The following is a 19662-nucleotide window of genomic DNA, read 5'->3' on the forward strand; positions in this document are numbered from 1 at the left end:
TCAATATACAGATAGACATGTATAAGCTATAACGTATCCTCAAGCCTAAATAAGAATAATCCCCCTAAGATGAGTCATTCCTCTAAAATTAAAGTACTCGCTTTCGACATCTTTGGAACTGTCGTGGACTGGCATTCTTCAATCGTCCAAGAAGTGGAACGCCTAGCCTTGAACATCAATGCCAACCAATTTGCATTAGACTGGCGTGCAGGCTATCGACCTGCAATGGATCAGGTTTTGTTGGGTCAGCAGCCGTGGACTTCCATTGATGATATTCACCGCCTCATTTTGGATGAGCTTTTAGTGAAATATCAAATCTCCACACTGAGCGAAGCTCAAAAAAGCGATTTAAACTTTATTTGGCATCGTCTCAACCCTTGGCCAGATACAGTCGTAGCGCTTAATCAATTAAAACAAGATTATATTATTTGTACCCTTTCAAATGGCAACATCCGTTTATTGGTCGATTTAGCAAAGTATGCAAAATTGCCTTGGGACACTATTTTCTCTGCTGAAAACTTTAAAGCCTACAAACCTTCTCCTAAAACCTATTTAGGTGTCGCAGACTTACTTAATGTTGCACCCAATCAAGTGATGATGGTGGCTACCCATCAAGATGACCTTGCTGCAGCACGTGGCTGTGGACTTCTGACGGCTTATATTGAACGCCCCTTTGAGTATGGTGCAGCCCAATTGAAAGACTCTAGTCCTTGCATAGACAATGATCTACATGCTACAGATCTGTTAAATCTGGTTTCTTTATTAAAAGAAAAGGCTTAAAAGGCTCGTATATAGGGCTTAAATGAGGACGTTCTGCACGCAACATGATTTACAACTTTGATTCTTCTGCCCTGAGACCTGACTTTGTCATGGCTTTCATGTAAAATCACTGGCAATTTTTATATAACACGTTGTGAGTTATTTCATGGGTTTTAATTGCGGTATTGTCGGCTTGCCGAACGTTGGTAAATCTACACTTTTCAATGCATTGACTAAAGCTGCTATTGCTGCTGAAAACTTCCCATTCTGTACCATTGAACCGAACACAGGCATCGTTCCTGTGCCAGATCCACGTTTAGACAAACTTACCGCAATTGTAAAACCTCAACGCGTAATTCCAACGACTATGGAATTTGTAGATATTGCAGGTTTAGTTGCGGGCGCATCTAAAGGCGAAGGCTTGGGGAACCAATTCCTTGCAAACATTCGTGAAACGGATGCAATTGCTCACGTTGTGCGTTGTTTTGAAGATGAAAATGTCATTCACGTTAACGGTAAAATTGACCCGCTTGATGACATCGCAACCATCAACACGGAACTTGCACTTGCTGACTTAGAAACTGTGACAAAAGCTGTGACTCGTTTAGCAAAATCTGCAAAAGGTGGAGACAAAGAAGCGCTTGCAACCAAAGCGGTTTTAGACAAAATTTTACCTTTACTTGATGAAGGCAAACCTGCCCGTGCTGCTGACCTAGACGACGACGAACGTAAATTGGTTCGTGGCTTTGGTTTAATGACTTTAAAACCAACCATGTATATTGCGAACGTTGCAGAAGATGGTTTTGAAAACAACCCACATTTAGATGCTGTGAAAAAACTTGCAGCTGAAGAAAATGCAATCGTCGTTCCGCTTTGCAACCAAATCGAAGCTGAAATTTCACTACTTGAAGATGAAGACCGTGCTGAGTTCCTTGAAGCTTTAGGTATGGAAGAGCCGGGTCTAAACGTGGTGATTCGTGCAGGCTACGGTCTTTTGGGTTTACAGACTTACTTCACGGCGGGTGTACAAGAAGTTCGTGCTTGGACCGTTAAAGTGGGTGCTACTGCACCACAAGCGGCAGGTGTGATCCACACTGACTTCGAAAAAGGTTTTATCCGTGCTGAATGTGTTGCTTATAATGACTTTGTTCAATACAACGGTGAAGCAGGCGCGAAAGAAGCAGGAAAATGGCGTTTAGAAGGTAAAACCTACATCGTTCAAGACGGTGATGTTCTACACTTCCGCTTTAACGTATAAGCCATTTCGAATATAAAAAAACCCGATACCAATCGGGTTTTTTTATAAGCTTAAACCAAGCTTAAAAACAGCATAAAATAACATATAAACACCTGATCCATTTGGATCTCACACAATATTATAACTTCTATTCTTTTGTATTATCGCTAATTTAATCACAGGCACTAATGCCTTCATTGAACAAACGAAAATGAAAAAGATCAGCACATTTATTGCAGCAGGTTTATTCACCACCCTTAGTGCAACAGCATTTGCATGCCCTCAAGGCACAACACTGTCGGGTGGTACAGGTGCAAATCATAAAGGTGGTAAGTGTGTCCCGACCATGAACATGGCAAAGCATGATCATGGCATGAAACAAGAGAAAGTAGCAAAGCAAGATAAAATGGCTAAACATGATCCAGCCATAAAGCAAGATAAAATGGTGGAACATGATTCAATGAAAGCCAATGATATGACCAATAAATCCCATAAAGATTCTCATGCTCCAAGCCCGAATGCATCCAAAGTTCAGCCAGATACACATAAAGTCTCGAAGACATCTTAAAACAGCATAAAAAAGCCAGTGAAATTCACTGGCTTTTTAAACTGCTTTTATTAAGGTGATATCACAGAGACATGCTTATTGTCCATTGTCGCACGTTGTTTACGCGCTGCATCTAGCATCCGTTGCTCGATATCTTTTCTAAAACCAAGCATAAACACCATTTCAGCCAAAACAAATAATGGACCAATGGCAAGGCCAATTACATCGTCCATAAACGCTGGCTTTTTCTTTTCATAAAAATGTCCAACGAACTGAAACACCCAACCCACCACAAAAATACCAATACTTAAACTTAACCAAAGACCCAAATCAAATTGCGCAATTTTATACGCCAATGGATAAGCCATGGCATAGATCACCAGCATGATCAGACCAAAAATTCGATCTAAGCTCAGGTAGTAAACAATACTCGCTAAAATCAAAACCATCGCCAAAGTGATTTCAAAACCACCCACAGCCCAGCCAGCTCTTGCGGTTAAGCACATAATTGAAAACACAATCAGGGGAATACCCACAAAGTGGGTCATAATATTCTTATGATCGAGATGGTAAGCCGCATATTGGCTAAGTAACTGCTCAAGCTTTGACATTTTAATCGTCCTTGTAAAATACTTTTATTCAATATATAAAAAAAACTCGACCTAAGTTGTCGGCTAAGTGACAATTACAAATATGGAAATTTTTAAGATTCATCATAAGGATTGAATGTGCTTAAGGAAGCTGAACTCCACATTTTAAAAAATAACATTTGGTATTCCCAACTACCTATTTTATTTCAAGATTTCATTTCACAGTACGCTACACAAGTGCATATAGAACGTGATCAGGCCGTGTTTCATCATGGCGATGCTTTCGACGGAATCTATGCCGTCCTTCATGGGAAAATCCGCTTAGGCTATATTGATATTGAAGGAAATGAGTCAATTGCGGCAATTGCTGAGCCAATCATGTGGTTTGGAGAAATTTCATTAATTGATCAACAACCTCGCTCCCATCATGCAATTGCTGTTGAAAAAAGTACCATTCTAAAAATTTCCAACACTGCCATTGAAGACTTACTCCACACACATCCGCAATTTTGGTTTCATATTGCGCAGCTGAGTTCGCAAAAGTTACGTCTCGCATTTTTGGAATTGATCGCTATCCAAAGTCAAAATATTAGCCAAAGGTTGGCTCAACGCTTGCTTTTTATTTTGAATGGCTATGGCAACCATGTGCATATTGAAAACCATATGATACATCTTTCTCAAGAACAGCTAGCTCAAATGTTAATGTGTTCAAGGCAAACCATTAACCAAGAATTACATCAACTAGAACAACAAGGGATTTTGAAAATATCGTTTAAAAAAATTGAAATTCTTAATCTTCCAAGACTTCATACGCTAGCACACGCAACAATGTAATTTTGAAAATAAACTTAAGATCTTCTCTCTCCACTCGCATTGTTTGAAAACAATATTTTTTATGATTCATATTCACTTAAGGAGCCAAAATTCATAATTAAACATACAATTTACATATTTCCGTTTACATTAAATATCTTTATATTTCAGTTAGGCGCGAATGCCTATGACATAAAAGATGAATACGATGAAAAAAATCACAACACTTCTCACAGCAGGACTTTTCTCAGTACTAAGCGCATCAGCATTTGCCTGCCCTAAAGGTACAACTTTAACTGGTGGAACAGGCCCAAATCACAAAGGGGGTTCTTGTGTAGCAGTGAATGGCGTAGCTCAAAAAGCAAAAACATCCGAAGTAAAAGCCGAAACTACAAAAATGAAAGATAAAACGACGACTACCAATAAAACAGCCACTGCTAAATCTAAAGGTACTGTGGAAAATGTAAAAACTGCGACAGCAACCAAAGTGAATGCTGAAACCAATACAAAATCAAAAAGCTCTAATCAGGCAAAAGTAAAAAGCGAAACAAAGAATCAAGTGAGCAAAGACGTAAAAAATAAAGATGCAAAAGCTGTTTCAAATAGCACCTTAAAATCGTAATTCATCGTAATCATTTAAAAAAGGCGAAATTATTTTCGCCTTTTTTATTCAAACTAAAAAATATTGTTATTGGCTTTCGTGTTACCTAAATTTGGATGATCAATGGCATCCTTACACTGAACTTTGTCACGCTCATATTCGTGTTGCGCTTTTATGATCTGCCTATCTTTCTCTAAAGTTGCTCGCGCCCAGACATCCAAACTCGTCAACGCCTTTCGGCATAACGCATACTTTCCTTCAGTCACGGAGTCGGTCATTTTGACATTAATACGCCACTCTGTACTGAGCTTACGTGCAGGTTGTCGTACTTTAGTCTCGATTTGATCCAGTTGTTTGTGATAGACCAAACTATCGACTTCATTAATAAATGCCCAAGCACGCTGTGCATATTCTGTTGCGTCATTGGTAATTTTTGGCGCAGCCTTAATTTCTACTTTTTGTTCAGGAGCTTGCTCTGACTGTCCACAAGCTTGCAAAAGTAAACTGCTCACAATAATAGCAGCCAGCCCTAAAGTACGTAATTCGAGCTTCAACATGGTTAAACGCCTCAACAAACAATTCGGCACTATGCTAGTGAATTCAGTTACAATACACAATCAATTTTGACCTAGTGATAAAGTCTTCTTCAAGGTGTGTTGTGTCCGAACTTAATCCCACTCCTGCACAAGCTGCTGGCTTTTGGCAAGGGGCTAAGGATAGCCAAGCGATTATCTTTACCTATCTACCTGTTTCTTTTGCCTTTGGTGTATCTGCAACCCAGTTTGGCTTTAGTGCATGGGAGGCTTTATTTTTATCCTGCTCAATGTATGCAGGTGCTAGTCAGTTTTTAGTCGTTGCACTGCTCGGTAGTGGTACATCTATTTGGATGACTGCCCTCACTGTCATTGCCCTAGATATTCGTCACTTACTCTACGGCCCTGCGCTACAGAACCTAATTCAGGATAAACTGAACCTAAAGAAAACTGCTATTTGGTCATGGGGATTAACCGACGAAGTCTTTGCTTCAGGCATGATCAAGTTGTCACAGCGTCGCCAAGAATGGTCTGAGTCTTGGATGCTGGGTTTAAGCCTATTCAGTTGGCTCGCATGGGCGACAGGTTCTTTTCTAGGTGGAATGTTTGCAGACCAAGTCAGCCATTTACCCCAGTTCTTACAAGCCGCTTTAGACTTTTTATTGCCTGCACTTTTTTTAAGTTTTTTATTGGCAGCTTTTGAAAAGAGGCACACTTTCGTGGTCACTGTGACTATTCTGGTATCTGCGATTGCCTGTTACTTTATTGACTTATCTGCTGCCATTTTTATTGGCATCAGTTCAGGTATTTTTGCTGGCTTGTTTAAGCACTATATACTGAAAAAACCAGACCCCGAACATAGTGGAGATCAAACATGAATATCGAAATTATCTTGGTCGGCATTTTAGTGGGTATTGCAAACTTCGCTTCACGCTTTGGGCCATTCTTCGTCATTCAAAAGCTTCAACAAGGTTCACAAAAGCGCGGTGCTTTATGGTTGAAGATTGCATTGGGTTCAATTGGTATTTCAGCAATTAGTTCGATGCTTGTGGTTGCAACTTTGCCACCACTGTTGGATGCACCCAATAAAAGTCTTGCCATGTTAGTCGGCTTCATTGTCTTGGCTGGCCTTTATTTCAAATTTAGACAAATCGTCCCTGCTACACTGACCGCAGCACTCAGCTACGGCTTGGTCTATACCTATATGCCTATGCCTTTTTAACCCATATTTTACGTCCATTAAAACTTGAAGTGCTATTTGAAATGATTCATCTGTGCAAGTCATTTCAAGTTTGATTTGAAAAGTTTATTTTGCATCCTTTTGCATGAAAATTTTGACTTTGGAATGCACCGCTTTATAAAAAAAATTGTTGGACAATATCATTAATTTATGTGAATGAACCCTGAACACCTTTAAGAGTTCTGCTATTCTAAAAGCCCATAAAATCAAGCATGGATGATTTACATGAGCGTTACTATTGGTACCCCACTTCAGTCTTCAGCATTTAAAGTCCTGCTACTGGGTTCTGGAGAGCTAGGGAAAGAAGTTGTGATTTCTCTACAACGCTTAGGTGTAGAAGTTCATGCTGCTGACCGTTACGATCATGCTCCTGCAATGCAAGTGGCACACTATGCCCACACCTTAAATATGGCAGATGCGACAGCGCTTAAACAACTTATTGAAGACATTAAGCCGAACCTGATTGTTCCTGAAATTGAAGCCATTGCAACCCAAGTATTGGTTGAAATCGAACAAAAAAATATTGCCACAGTCATTCCATCTGCAAAAGCAGTAAACCTCACCATGAACCGTGAAGGCATCCGTCGTTTAGCTGCTGAAGAACTGGGTTTGCCCACTTCTGCTTACCGCTTTGCCAACACCTTAGAGTCGTTCCGTGCAGCATGTGATGACATTGGTTATCCAAACTTTGTTAAACCTGTCATGTCATCTTCTGGTAAAGGTCAATCCCGCGTAAAAGAGTTCGCAGAAGTAGATGCTGCATGGGAATATGCGCAAACAGGTGGTCGTGTAAACCAAGGGACTGTGATTGTAGAATCGCAAATTGATTTTGATTTTGAAATCACTCTATTAACAGTTCGCTCTAAAAACCCTGAAACAGGCGAAATTGAAACGTCGTACTGTGACCCAATTGGTCACCGCCAAGATGCGGGTGATTATGTAGAAAGCTGGCAACCTCAAGCTATGTCACCAGTGGCCCTCGATGAAGCAAAGCGTATTGCCAATAAAGTTACCATCGCATTGGGTGGCTGTGGCATTTTCGGTGTAGAACTCTTTGTCAAAGGCAATAAAGTGTGGTTTAGTGAAGTATCACCACGCCCACATGACACAGGTCTTGTAACGCTTGCTTCTCAGTTCCAAAGTGAATTTGAACTTCATGCTCGTGCGATCTTAGGTTTACCTGTAAATACGGCACGTCACAGTGTTGCAGCCAGTGCCGTAATTTATGCGGGTGTAGATGCAAACAACTTATCTTTTTCTGGCTTAAATCTTGCTTTGGCAAACCCAAATACTGATTTACGCATTTTTGGTAAGCCAGAAGGCTTTACACGTCGCCGTATGGGCGTTGCAACAGCACGTGCTGAAACAACTGACCAAGCACGTGAACTCGCTGCTCAAACAGCAGAACTGGTTAGCGTTCATCAAAACTAAGCGTTGTTAAAATTTACGGATACGGAACATGATCAATACTTCTCCACTGCTTAGCTATGTCAGCAGTAATCACGACATTAAAGCGATCAATCAATGGCGTAGTGATGTCGAAAATCAATTACAAGAGAGTTTTGATCATGGTCAATCCATCCGTGATGTCATTTTAACCCGTTCAAATTTGATTGATGAGGCACTTATTTTCCTTTGGAAACATGCTGAACTCAATCAAACCGATTTGAGCTTATTTGCGGTTGGTGGCTATGGTCGCCGAGAGATGTTGCCTTATTCAGACGTAGACATCATGATCCTGTCTGAAGATGAATTTAGCGAAGAACAAGAAAAGCTCATTTCTGTCTTTATTTCCTCCCTGTGGGATGTCGGCAATTTCAAACCTGGCATTAGTGTACGTACCATTGCCAACTGTGTTGAACAAGCCACAAATGACTTAACTGTTGCCACAGCCCTCATCGAGTCCCGTTTAATTATAGGCAATGAACACTTAGCCAAATGGCCACGACGTATTGTTTCGCAAACATGGACAGATAAAACCTTCTATGATGCAAAAATGGAAGAACAGGCCAAACGCTATGCGCAACACAATTTCACAGAAAGCAATCTAGAACCCGACATAAAAAATGCGCCGGGTGGCATTCGGGACATTAACCAAATTGGTTGGATTGCAAAGCGACATTTCCGCGTCAATCGCATTTATGACTTGGTGCATTTGGGCTTTATTTCAGAGTTCGAGTTAGGGGTATTAGAAGAAGCCGAAAGCTTCCTCTGGGAAATTCGTCACCACTTACATCGCCTCACCAAACGCGATGAAAACCGCTTATTATTCGACTATCAACGCGATATTGCTGCGAAGTTTGGCTATGTGCGCGAAGAAGGCAAATCCCCGAATTACCCAATTGAGCAATTCATGAAGCGTTATTATCGAAGCGCTCAACAAGTGACTACACTGAATGAAATGCTGTTGGCTTATTTCAACGAGTCAGTCATTACCCCACGCCTACCAAACTATGAACGTAACATTGAAGAAATCAATGAAAATTTTAAACTAGTTGATGGCAAACTAGCTGTTCAACACCATAAGATTTTTTCTGAAAACCCAAGTGCCATCTTAGAAATTTTTTATTTATTGGCAAACCGCCCTGAGATTACGGGTATTCGTGCACGGACTTTACGCCTCCTCACTTTAGCTGCAAAGCACATTGATCAAGAGTTTCGGGATAACCCAACCCATCAAGCCTTGTTTATGGCGATCATTCGCTCACCACATCGCTTATATGAGACGATGGTGGCAATGAAACGTTATGGAGTATTGGGCAACTATATTCCTGCATTTGGGCAGATTATGGGATTAATGCAATATGACTTGTTCCATATCTACACAGTAGATGCACATACCTTACTACTACTGCGTAACTTAAACCGTTTCAAAGAACCTGAGTTTGCCAAAGACTTCCCTGTCGTGAGTTCGGTGTTCCAACGTCTAGCACGTCGGGATATTGTCTATTTGGCTGCCATTTTCCATGATATCGCTAAAGGCCGTGGTGGAGACCATAGTGAGCTAGGTGCAACTGATGCGATTGAATTCTGTCGTAATCATGGTTTTACCGAACGCGAATGCAACCTTGTCGCATGGCTCATTCAAAACCATTTACTCATGTCCGTCACTTCTCAAAAGAAAGATATTTCTGACCCCGATGTGGTTAAAGCTTTTGCTGAGAAAATGGGCGACATGGAACATCTCGACTATCTGTATACGTTGACTGTTTCAGATATTAATGCCACCAATCCTTCGCTTTGGAATACGTGGCGCGCTTCTCTCATGCGTCAGCTCTATACGCATGCACGTGATGTGATTCGCTCAGGTTTAGGCCGTCCTGTGGATTATCAAATGCTCATTGAGGACACCAAGTTTTCTGCCAGTGAACAACTGGTCGAAGAGTTTGCACTGGATGACGTCGAAAAAGTCTGGCAAGAACTGGGCGATGAATATTTTCTCAAAGAGTCTGCAGATGAAATTGCTTGGCACACACGTGCTATTTTACAGCACGGTGATAACCCAGAACCGCTGGTTTTGATGCGTGCACAGCGTAAATTTGCTCAGGATGCAGTACAAATCTTTATTTATACTCAAGATCAACCCAACTTGTTTGCAACAACGGTTGCCATACTTGACCGTATGAATTTGGATGTACAAGATGCACGTATTATTACCGCAACCAAAGCATTTAGTTTAGACACTTATGTCGTGCTTGACCGCTTTGGCACCCTACTGACTGACCCAGAACGTGAAGCCAAAGTACTGTCTGCTTTAAAAGATGCCTTAGTCAATTCAGATAAATATCCTGGGCTCATGCAACGCCGCATCCCACGTCAGCTACGCCATTTTGACATTGAGAATACGGTTGATATTACGCTGAATGAAGCACTGCAACAAAACATGGTCGAAATTGCAACACTTGACCATCCCGGCCTACTTGCCAAAGTGGGCGGGTTGTTTATGATGCAAGGTCTAGATATTCACTCTGCTAAAATTGCCACTCTAGGTGAACGTGCCGAAGATATTTTCTTTGTCACTAAAAAAGATGGTCAACCCATGACTGAAGCTGAAGCTGAGACTTTTGCTGCTCAACTAAAATCTGCCTTAGATGAAGCGTCTAGTCAGGTCTGTGGTCAACATTAACAATACACACTGGTATTTTGTTTCATGAACTCGAGTTTATCCCTTTTACATCCTTATCCTTTTGAAAAGTTAAATAAACTATTTCAGGATATTACTCCCGCAGACTTACCCCTCATTCCACTCTCGATTGGTGAGCCTAAGCATCCTGCGCCAGAGTTTGTGAAACAAGCCATTATTGATAATTTTCAACATTTATCGACCTATCCAAACAGTAAAGGTCTGCCAGAATTACGTACCAGTATTGCAAACTGGTTGACCCGTCGTTTTCAACTCAATCAAATTAGTGCAGAGAACAACATCCTGCCTGTTTCTGGTACCCGTGAAGCAATCTTCTCTTTTGTTCAAGCCTTGGTGAACCGCGAAGATGTACCTTATGTGGTGATGCCTAACCCGTTCTACCAAATTTATGAAGGTGCTACCTTACTTGCTGGGGCAAAACCATATTTTGTAAATTGTACTGAAGAAAATGGTTATCTCGGTGACTTTGATGCTGTGCCTGCTGAGGTCTGGGAAAAAACTGCCTTATTATTTGTTTGTACGCCAGGTAACCCAACAGGTGCGGTACTCTCAAAAGAGCAGTTTAAAAAATTAATCGCACTTTCAGACCAATATGGTTTTGTCATTGCATCGGATGAGTGCTATTCAGAACTTTGGTTTGATACTGCGCCTGTGGGTCTACTCGAAGTTTGTGCTGAAATAGGCCGAAATGACTACAAAAACTGTGTTGTATTCCACTCATTATCTAAACGCTCAAACTTACCGGGTATGCGCTCTGGCTTTGTCGCGGGTGATGCAACATTACTCAAACCTTATTTACAATACCGTACCTATCATGGTGCAGCGATGCCTGTACAACACCAGTTGGCTTCGATTGCGGCTTGGGATGATGAAACACATGTTGAAGAAAACCGTGTGCAATATCGTGCAAAATTTGACTTATTTCAAAACGAATTAGGCCACTTACTCCCTCTACAAAAACCAGATGCAGGCTTTTACTACTGGTTAAAAGTAGATAATGATGAAGCTTTTGCAAAAATGCTGATGGAGAAAGCACATGTCAAAGTACTTCCAGGGCGTTACTTGTCACGCAATACTGAGCAAGGCAACCCAGGCGAAAACCATGTGCGTCTTGCTCTAGTCGCCGACCTTGCACAGTGTGAGCAAGTCATTTCGCGCTTAAAAGCAATTTTATAAATAAGTTCATCTAAAAAAGAAAAGCTCCTGTAACGGAGGTTTTCTTTTTTTTCTTCGATTAAAAATCAAATGATGCACTTAAAGTAAATGTACGAGGTTGTGCCAGAGTTAAGTATGTATAATCATTAGTACTTGCTGAAGCCCAATACTCTTTATCAAATAAGTTAGTAATACCAAAATTAATCACTGTAGGAACTTGATTAATCTGGGTTCTATAGTTCGCTCCGACATCTACACGCGTCCAATCGTTTAATTTTAATGTATTCGCATTATTTGCGTACTGACTACCGGTATAAACGACACGACCATTAATTGAAACATCTTGTGCTACAGGCAATTTCCAATCCGCTTCTACATTCGCCTGAAACTCTGGTACACCAATCACTTGGTTGCCATCAAACAAACCTTGATACGTATCTTTTTGCTCAGTATCAATCCATGTTACACCACCTAAGATGCGAACTGCATCGGTTAATTGACCATAGGCATTAAATTCAATACCCTGGTGAATATTTTTCGCATCAGTAAGTTGAGCTGACCCTGCTGTATTTACAGCAGCTTTACGACGTTCTGTATTGAAATAATTTAAACCACCACCAATTGCACCATTTTCATATTTAAAACCAATTTCTTTTTGTTTTGACACAAAAGGATCAGCCACATAATAGTTACCAGTACTATCTAAAATACCATCACCTTGAACCAATGCTTCGACATAGTTGGTATAAACAGCTAATTCAGGAGTAATTTTATAACTTACACCTAAAGCGGGTGTAACTTTATCTTTATTAATTTTGTGCTTATAGACACCGTATGAATAAACATCTTGATCTATTTCTTGATAACGCGCCCCAAGCATGACAGTTAGACGATCATCTAGAGCAGTAATATTGTCGCCCAAAGCCACACTTCTTAAAGTCGTAATATTCGCTTTCGGATAAGTTCCTTTTGAACCAAGCCATTTATCAATATTGGACTCATTACTATAAATAGGGTTATAGAAGTTATCGACCACTCCTGTCGCATAACCATAACTATAACGCTTATCTGCTCGGTACATCGAAGCAGAAAGAACGGCATTATGGCTTAATGTGCCAGTATTAAATTTAGTTTTAATACCCACCTCACCAGTATTGTTCTTATCTTTTCGTAAAATTGTTGAAGCAGATAAAGAAGCAGCACCTGTTTCAGTATTACTGAGTTGCTGACTAGAATATACGCCCGCTTCTTCACTAACACGGAAACCATAAGCAGCATATGCTGTCACAGCATCATTAAAATCATATTCTGCACGATAACTACCAAAAACATCTTCCTCATTAGAATATGTCCATGATTGTCCATGATAATTCGTATATTGTGATGCATTTGGAACCGAAGTTACTGCATTAGTCAAACGCAAACTTGGACGGTTTTCTTTAAGACGGTTGTTGTTGTAACCTAAATCCCCAGATAAACGTAACTGATCACCACGATAATCGAAAGCAATAGAAGCCAATCCAAGCGAATTATCTTCTTTATCTACTTCTGTACCACCGCCATGATATGCTGTATTTACACGCACACCATATTGATCATTTGCACCAAAACGTTCGGATACATCACTCGATAAGTAACCACCATTAAAATCTGTACCAGCAGTTACACGTTTAAGGGGCTCATTGGCCGCACGTTTAGGTACCAAGTTAACAGAGCCACCAATACCTGAACCGCCTGGCATTGCGCCATTTAAAAATGCTGAAGCACCTTTGAAAACTTCAACTCGCTCAAATAACTCTGTAGGAATGTATTGGCGCGGCAAAATACCATACAGGCCGTTATAACTTGTATCGTCAGAGGCTAAAACGAAACCACGAATAAAATACGTTTCCTGAAAGTTTCCAAAACCCTTAGCTAAACGAACTGACGGATCTGCTTTAAGTACATCACCTACACTTTTCGCTTGACGTTCTTGGATATATTGATTGGTATAGCTGGTCAAATTAAATGGTGTATCAAGATTCTTTTGATTCCCAAAAATCCCGACTCGACCACCAGTTGCTACTTGTCCACCAGCGAAAGCTTCCATTAAACCATTTGCAGAAGCATCAGCACTTGCAACAATTCGAATTGTTTCTAAAGCTGTGACATTGCTCGCTTGAGATGATGAGTCAGATTCAATGGCCACTTGAGTTTCAGCAGCATGTGAAATGCTGTACCCAGATACACATGCCATCATTAACACCAATGGTTTTAGCTTAACCATTTCCCACCCTCGTTCATCAATCTAAAATTCGAACCTGATAGTAAATGAGAATTAGTCTTAATCAAAACTATTTGATTCTTATTTAGATAGTAAATTCAAATGAGAATTAATTACTTCATTGTTATAAGTTATATAAATCAACAAACTCTAGACATTATTAAGTTTTTAGATTAGCCCATCTATAAACAAAATTATGGCAAAAATGGCAAAACAGATACCTGATACCTTATAAAGCCAGCCTAGTTGCCTTGTTAAATATTGGTTCCAATCATTTAGGCTAAAAAGTTTCAACAACAGTAAATTCCAAATCAATACTATCCCCACCATCCACAGACTAATGCAAAGTAATTGAACTACATTAAATTTTGAATAAACCAAAAGAATCAGACTACTATAGAACAGCATATTCTTTGGGTTCAAAAGACTAGACTGTAACCCCCTGACAAAACAAGCGCCTCTCGCTTGTGGGGATGGCTGTATATTTTCATCTATTTTGATTTTTTCTTTCTGCGCATAAACTACACACTGCCACGCCAAATACGTTAGATAAACAATGCCTAATCCACGCAATAACATCAACACATAGGGATGGATGTAACCAAGCCAGCACAATAAAATAAAAATCAATATTAGAATTAAGGCATTACCCGTCACGATACCCAAAACGGTATATCGTGCCATTTTTCGACCACTCTTCAGAAAAGTTAGCAAAATCAGGAAAAAATCTGGACCCGGAGAAAGCAAAGCAACAAAATGTGTCACAGCAATAATAATGAAAAGTTCCATCAGATAACTCAATAAAAAATCGAGTTAATCCTAACGATTACTTAAAATGGACTCTTGGATAAAATTGCGCGATGTTGCTTCTGATAAAATTTCGGTGTTGTCCCTGTCAAAGCTTTGAAAACGCGCTGAAAATGACTTTGATCACTAAAACCTAGCGCATAACTTAATTGCGCAATGTCCATACCTTGCTTCAAGAATGAGCGTGCTTGATTTATTTTATAATTTAGCTGATAAGCATGTGGCGTCATACCTAACGATGCTTTGAAAAGCCGAATAATGGCATAGCGACTCAATTGTATCGCTTTTGACATTTCTTCTAAAAATAAAAACGCTTCTTCTTGCTGGATCATCGTCAAAAGATGACTCAATTCTTCTTGTGCATAGGAACTAACTACAATTGGCTCAAATGCAATTTGAGGTAATAACAACTCAGCGAGCGTCGTAATTAAAATCTGTTCTTTTTCCCAATAGGACAATCTAGGGCTAAATAGCTGATTGTTCAACCGACAGAAATCTTGATACATGTTGGCATCTTTATAGATTTTCGGTTTAAATTTAGGTATTCCTAAATAGTCTTGCTCTGTTTCATATAGAAGTTGTTTCAGCCAAGATGCATCTAAATGCATCATTTGATAACTCCATGCTTGTCCTTCCACTGGATTACAAGCATGCTCCACATGTTCTGGAATCAAGACCAACGTACCAACTTCTATAGCTTGTGTTCCCGCAAAGGCACTGCTAAATATACTTCGTCCCTCATCTACAGCCCCAATCGAAAAAGTGGAATGGCTATGCGACTTATAACAGGCACGACTTTCACATGCCCTACGTGTTTCCACATAAGGCATGCATGAATCACTCCAAAACTCTACACCATCAGACTGAAACTGACTATTCACAACCAGTCCAAAAAATTTTACGTTTGCAGTGCTTTTTCAATATCATCTTGAATTGCTTCAGGTTTAGTGGTTGGTGCATAACGATTGATCACTTTGCCATCTTTTCCAATTAAGAACTTAGTAAAATTCCACTTAATCCCACTACCTAAAATACCTTTACTATTATTAGTTAAATAACGAAAGATGGCGTGAGCCTCAGGGCCTTTCACATCGACTTTGGAAAACATAGGGAAACTAACTCCATAGTTCTTTTGACAGTATGCGCCTATTTGCTCATTACTTCCTGGATCTTGCCCCCCAAATTGGTTACAAGGAAAGCCCAAAACTTCAAAACCTTGTGCCTTGTATTGTTCATATATTTTTTCTAAACCTGCAAATTGTGGAGTAAAGCCACATTTACTGGCTGTATTAACTATGAGCAGGACTTTGCCTTCATAGTCAGCAAAAGATTTATTTTTCCCATCTAACAATTCCGCTTCAAACTGATAAATGTTTGTCATGGATAAGTATCCTCATCACTTTTTTCTTGTGTTTCTAGTTCTAATGAAGCCGAGTTTACACAGTAACGTAAACCTGTAGGCTCAGGTCCATCTGTAAAAACATGGCCTAAATGAGCATCACAGTGATGACATACAATCTCAGTACGCACCATGCCATGTGAAGTATCCTGATGCTCTTCTATAACAGCTGTATTTACGGGCTTATAAAAACTTGGCCATCCGCAACCGCTGTCATATTTATTTTCAGAAATAAATAAAGGTGTCCCACAGCAGCGACATACGTAAGTCCCTGCTTGTTTAGTATTCCAATATTTACCTGTAAAAGCTGGCTCCGTCCCCTTTTGTCGCGTAATGCGAAATTCCTCTGGTGATAACTCTCTTTGCCATTCTCGGTCTGTTTTACTGAGCTTTCCCATGATTAGGTCCCTTTCTATCTTGCTATTTAAAATAGGATAATCCCATATTTACGTGATTCATCTTAAAATTTCTAGTGTTTAATTCACAATTTACAAAAGACCTATAATCCCAATAAAAGCAAAAAGTAAGCAAATTTAAAAACATGGTGAGCAATTTTATTTCTTAAATGCTTTTTTGGAAGCAATTTTAATGTTACTCTTATAGGCATTCTTGCTTAGGATTAAAAAATGTCGCAAAAAAAGAGCGTTATTTTTAAACATCTACTGCCTGTGATTAAACAATATCAACAGGTGGGATTTACGCATGAAAAAATTGTTGCTTTACTTAAAGATGAACATGATTTGGACCTAGTAACAACAGAAACATTTAAAAGTTATTTATATCGTTATGCAAAAGTGACCTCCACTCTTTCCGAGAACATCAAAATGCCGAACACTCTCCAAACCCCACGCGAAATAAAAAAATCGTCTAAACTCGAGCATGTATGCTACGACATCCGTGGACCAGTGTTACGAGCGGCCAATGAAATGGAAGAAGCTGGTCATAAAATTATCAAACTCAATATTGGCAACCCTGCACCGTTTGGCTTTGAAGCACCTCAAGAAATTATTAACGATGTGGCTTTAAACCTGCCAAATGCAGTAGGTTATACCGACTCAAAAGGGATTTTCCCTGCGCGTAAAGCCATCTGTCAGTACTATCAACAAAAAGGCATTTTAGATATGCACGTTAATGACGTGTATATCGGCAATGGCGTCTCTGAATTGATCGTGATGGCAATGCAAGGCTTGTTAGATGATGGTGACGAGATGCTCGTCCCGATGCCAGATTATCCGCTTTGGACGGCTGCTGTAAATTTATCAGGCGGTACAGCGATTCATTATAAATGTGATGAAGAAAACTTCTGGTATCCCGATATTATAGATATGGAGAGTAAAATCACACCACGCACCCGTGGTATCGTGATTATTAATCCAAACAATCCAACAGGTGCAGTTTATCCACGTCATGTGCTTGAGCAAATCGTTGCATTAGCTAAAAAGCATGATTTAATTTTGTTTGCAGATGAAATTTACGACAAAATCGTTTATGACGGTATTGAGCATGTTTCTGTAGCAGCGTTAGCGGGTGACCGACTCTGTATTTCATTCAATGGTTTATCTAAAGCATACCGTATTGCGGGTTACCGCTCAGGCTGGATGGCAATCACAGGTGATAAGTCTCGTGCGGTCGACTATATTGAAGGTTTAGACATGCTTGCTTCTATGCGTTTGTGTGCCAACCACCAAGCACAGTATGCGATCCAAACAGCTTTAGGCGGTTACCAATCAATCAATGATTTAATTCGCCCAGGCGGTCGTTTGTACGAACAGCGTAATATTGCTTGGCAAATGTTGAATGACATTCCTGGCGTATCTTGTGTTAAACCTGAAGGCGCGATGTATTGCTTCCCGAAATTGGACCCAGAAATCTATCCAGTTCAAGATGATGAAAAACTGATGCTTGATCTACTTCGTGCGGAAAAAGTACTTCTGGTTCAAGGCACAGGCTTTAACTGGCCTACACCAGATCATTTCCGTGTGGTATTCCTCCCTGCTGAAAATGAACTACGTGAAGCCATTACCCGTGTAGGTCGTTTCCTTGCGAAAATGCGTTAATTGATCACTTAAAAAAACCGTACTTTATGTACGGTTTTTTTATTTACAAAACTGTAATACATCACTTTTCAAGTTTGGCATAAGTTTAAAAGAAGCAGCCATTTTGCTGTGATTCCATTGAGATGATGGGGAGTCGCTTATGGGGACAATTGCGGTAACATCCTGGAAATACAATGCTTCTTCACGCTATTTAAAAATTTTCTATGCCGATGGTTCAGGCGAGTTGTATCATCCCGTGCCTGAATTTGTTTATAACAATTTAGTTCGATGTAATAATAAAACAGCTTTTGTTCATAAATATTTAGAATATGATTTGCACTTTACACGCTTAAGTATTCATTAATTTTTCAAGCACAAACAATCAGGATTTATCCTGATTGTTTTTCATGATCTCTCGTCACTAACAACAAACCTGCGCCAATCGCCAGTGTAGACAAACTAAACTGCTTTTCTTGCTGAATAAGTGCTATAAAATCTGCAACTTGATCCGCATGCGATAGAACATTATCAACCACCAAAACTCCGCGTGAAACACACATTAGTCGTTTCAAATCTGGCCAATAGTCGATATAAGCATCACGCTCAGCATCTAGCAATATAAAATCAAAGATGGCTTGCGACTGCTTCAGATATTCAGCTGCATCACCGACCCAAAACTCAACGCCATTGGATAAATTGAAATCCGCAAGATGACTAGCGGCTTGCTGACTTCTCTCAGCATCAATTTCCAAAGTGGTTAATCGAGCATTCACTTGCTGTGCCGCATAAGCTAGCCATAATGTTGAGTAACCTGTTGATGTACCTATTTCTAATATCTGCTCAGGCTGCTGAATATGAAGCAGTTGCGCCAAAAATTGTGCAGACTCGGGTTCAATATTGCGAAAGCGTGCAATACGATCTGTTTGCTCACTATCATGTTCTTGAAAGCGATGATATAAGGCCGATACTTTACTCAAAAATTCTGCATGCATCATCAAATCCCCTCTACTTTACTTAGCTTCGTTTATACTTCTTGAATCAGTTTAAAGCGCTCAACCTCGCGGTCATCCTCTAGCATTACCGTTTCAGTAAACATGGCAAATGGACGCACCCAAATCGAGTAATCACCATATAAACACTGATAAACCACCAGTTTTTCTTCAGTTTCACTATGTGTTGCCACATGTAAGACTTGATACAGTTGCCCTTTATAATGTTGATAAATACCACGTTGTAATTGCATCAGTTACTTCCCTATTTTTAACTGTCTCGATCATACCGAATTTCAGCTCACTAAACTGCGAATCAGTTGAAAAATCATTTAAATTCCCCATATAGCTTTATGAAATGATTCAAGAAAACACCTTAAAATCTATAAAACCGATTATTAAAATAAAAACAAACTGTTTTATCTATTTTTAGATTTACTCTATGATTCTTTTATCAAATAATTTTACAGACTGCTTTGGAGAGCTTAACCATGTTAGATCAAAATACTTCAGCTCAATTAAAAACGCTTCTTGAACGCCTTGAAGGTC

21 protein-coding genes are annotated in these 19662 nt (G+C 39.8%); 12 read left to right on the forward strand and 9 right to left on the reverse strand.

The window, feature by feature from the left end:
- Nucleotides 1–69 precede the first annotated feature (69 nt).
- From ACE01U_RS09320 to ACE01U_RS09330, 3 genes are all read left to right on the forward strand, one after another.
- A complete protein-coding gene (locus ACE01U_RS09320; RefSeq protein ID WP_086209327.1) occupies nt 70–780 on the forward strand; it encodes a haloacid dehalogenase type II in 711 nt (236 codons plus the stop codon).
- A gap of 145 nt (nt 781–925) precedes the next feature.
- On the forward strand, nt 926–2017 hold the full coding sequence (gene ychF, locus ACE01U_RS09325; protein ID WP_004693442.1) for a redox-regulated ATPase YchF: 1092 nt from the start codon (nt 926–928) through the stop codon (nt 2015–2017).
- Nucleotides 2018–2207: 190 nt separating this feature from the next.
- Entirely contained in the window at nt 2208–2564 is a 357-nt protein-coding gene (locus ACE01U_RS09330) for a hypothetical protein (protein ID WP_395579308.1), read from the forward strand.
- Between the two features lie 50 nt (nt 2565–2614).
- Here the strand turns inward: ACE01U_RS09330 and ACE01U_RS09335 are convergent, their stop codons facing one another.
- Nucleotides 2615–3154 (reverse strand): Mpo1 family 2-hydroxy fatty acid dioxygenase, encoded by a 540-nt coding sequence (locus tag ACE01U_RS09335; RefSeq protein WP_086209329.1) that lies wholly within the window; start codon nt 3152–3154, stop codon nt 2615–2617.
- 117 nt (nt 3155–3271) lie between these two features.
- Between ACE01U_RS09335 and ACE01U_RS09340 the strand changes: the two genes are divergently transcribed.
- Nucleotides 3272–3967, forward strand: coding sequence for a Crp/Fnr family transcriptional regulator (locus ACE01U_RS09340; RefSeq protein WP_110974885.1), 696 nt, complete (start codon nt 3272–3274; stop codon nt 3965–3967).
- A 187-nt stretch (nt 3968–4154) separates the two neighbouring features.
- Complete coding sequence (locus ACE01U_RS09345) at nt 4155–4568, forward strand: hypothetical protein (protein WP_086209594.1); 414 nt, start codon at nt 4155–4157, stop codon at nt 4566–4568.
- A gap of 53 nt (nt 4569–4621) precedes the next feature.
- On the opposite strand, the gene ACE01U_RS09350 is transcribed toward ACE01U_RS09345, so the two are convergent.
- A complete protein-coding gene (locus ACE01U_RS09350) occupies nt 4622–5104 on the reverse strand; it encodes a hypothetical protein (RefSeq protein ID WP_086209331.1) in 483 nt (160 codons plus the stop codon).
- 101 nt (nt 5105–5205) lie between these two features.
- On the opposite strand from ACE01U_RS09350, the gene ACE01U_RS09355 reads away from it, so the two are divergent.
- The 5 genes from ACE01U_RS09355 (at nt 5206) to dapC (ending at nt 11640) form a co-directional block, all read left to right on the forward strand.
- Nucleotides 5206–5958, forward strand: a complete 753-nt coding sequence (locus ACE01U_RS09355; protein ID WP_086209332.1) for an AzlC family ABC transporter permease — start codon at nt 5206–5208, stop codon at nt 5956–5958.
- Complete coding sequence (ygaH, locus tag ACE01U_RS09360) at nt 5955–6302, forward strand: L-valine transporter subunit YgaH (protein ID WP_395579309.1); 348 nt, start codon at nt 5955–5957, stop codon at nt 6300–6302. Before ACE01U_RS09355 ends, ygaH begins: the two co-directional genes overlap by 4 nt.
- A gap of 234 nt (nt 6303–6536) precedes the next feature.
- Nucleotides 6537–7751: a formate-dependent phosphoribosylglycinamide formyltransferase gene (gene purT, locus ACE01U_RS09365; RefSeq protein WP_395579310.1), complete on the forward strand. Its 1215-nt coding sequence runs from the start codon at nt 6537–6539 to the stop codon at nt 7749–7751.
- Between the two features lie 28 nt (nt 7752–7779).
- Nucleotides 7780–10446 carry a [protein-PII] uridylyltransferase gene (glnD, locus tag ACE01U_RS09370; RefSeq protein ID WP_086209335.1) on the forward strand — a complete coding sequence of 889 codons (2667 nt, stop codon included), beginning with the start codon at nt 7780–7782 and terminating at the stop codon, nt 10444–10446.
- A gap of 24 nt (nt 10447–10470) precedes the next feature.
- The gene (gene dapC / locus ACE01U_RS09375; RefSeq protein ID WP_086209336.1) at nt 10471–11640 is read left to right on the forward strand and encodes a succinyldiaminopimelate transaminase; all 1170 of its coding nucleotides are present in this window, start codon (nt 10471–10473) and stop codon (nt 11638–11640) included.
- 58 nt (nt 11641–11698) lie between these two features.
- Here dapC and ACE01U_RS09380 read toward each other — a convergent pair whose 3' ends face one another.
- The 5 genes from ACE01U_RS09380 to msrB all read right to left on the reverse strand — a co-directional run bounded on the left by ACE01U_RS09380 (nt 11699) and on the right by msrB (nt 16486).
- A complete protein-coding gene (locus ACE01U_RS09380; protein WP_395579311.1) occupies nt 11699–13885 on the reverse strand; it encodes a TonB-dependent receptor in 2187 nt (728 codons plus the stop codon).
- 165 nt (nt 13886–14050) lie between these two features.
- Nucleotides 14051–14671, reverse strand: coding sequence for a LysE family translocator (locus ACE01U_RS09385; protein WP_395579312.1), 621 nt, complete (start codon nt 14669–14671; stop codon nt 14051–14053).
- A gap of 41 nt (nt 14672–14712) precedes the next feature.
- Nucleotides 14713–15519, reverse strand: a complete 807-nt coding sequence (locus ACE01U_RS09390; RefSeq protein ID WP_395579316.1) for an AraC family transcriptional regulator — start codon at nt 15517–15519, stop codon at nt 14713–14715.
- Nucleotides 15520–15587: 68 nt separating this feature from the next.
- Nucleotides 15588–16070 carry a glutathione peroxidase gene (locus ACE01U_RS09395; protein ID WP_110975958.1) on the reverse strand — a complete coding sequence of 161 codons (483 nt, stop codon included), beginning with the start codon at nt 16068–16070 and terminating at the stop codon, nt 15588–15590.
- Nucleotides 16067–16486, reverse strand: coding sequence for a peptide-methionine (R)-S-oxide reductase MsrB (gene msrB, locus ACE01U_RS09400; RefSeq protein WP_004693474.1), 420 nt, complete (start codon nt 16484–16486; stop codon nt 16067–16069). Before msrB ends, ACE01U_RS09395 begins: the two co-directional genes overlap by 4 nt.
- A gap of 228 nt (nt 16487–16714) precedes the next feature.
- Between msrB and ACE01U_RS09405 the strand changes: the two genes are divergently transcribed.
- Nucleotides 16715–18145, forward strand: coding sequence for a pyridoxal phosphate-dependent aminotransferase (locus ACE01U_RS09405; protein WP_395579314.1), 1431 nt, complete (start codon nt 16715–16717; stop codon nt 18143–18145).
- Nucleotides 18146–18284: 139 nt separating this feature from the next.
- The gene (locus tag ACE01U_RS09410) at nt 18285–18488 is read left to right on the forward strand and encodes a KTSC domain-containing protein (protein WP_086209342.1); all 204 of its coding nucleotides are present in this window, start codon (nt 18285–18287) and stop codon (nt 18486–18488) included.
- A gap of 25 nt (nt 18489–18513) precedes the next feature.
- Here ACE01U_RS09410 and ACE01U_RS09415 read toward each other — a convergent pair whose 3' ends face one another.
- Together ACE01U_RS09415 and ACE01U_RS09420 are read right to left on the reverse strand one after the other, a co-directional pair.
- Nucleotides 18514–19119, reverse strand: a complete 606-nt coding sequence (locus ACE01U_RS09415; RefSeq protein WP_119063828.1) for an O-methyltransferase — start codon at nt 19117–19119, stop codon at nt 18514–18516.
- 29 nt (nt 19120–19148) lie between these two features.
- Entirely contained in the window at nt 19149–19367 is a 219-nt protein-coding gene (locus ACE01U_RS09420; RefSeq protein WP_086209344.1) for a DUF1653 domain-containing protein, read from the reverse strand.
- Nucleotides 19368–19662: the final 295 nt, after the last annotated feature.

The organism is Acinetobacter halobius (assembly GCF_044130335.1).
GTDB lineage: Bacteria > Pseudomonadota > Gammaproteobacteria > Pseudomonadales > Moraxellaceae > Acinetobacter.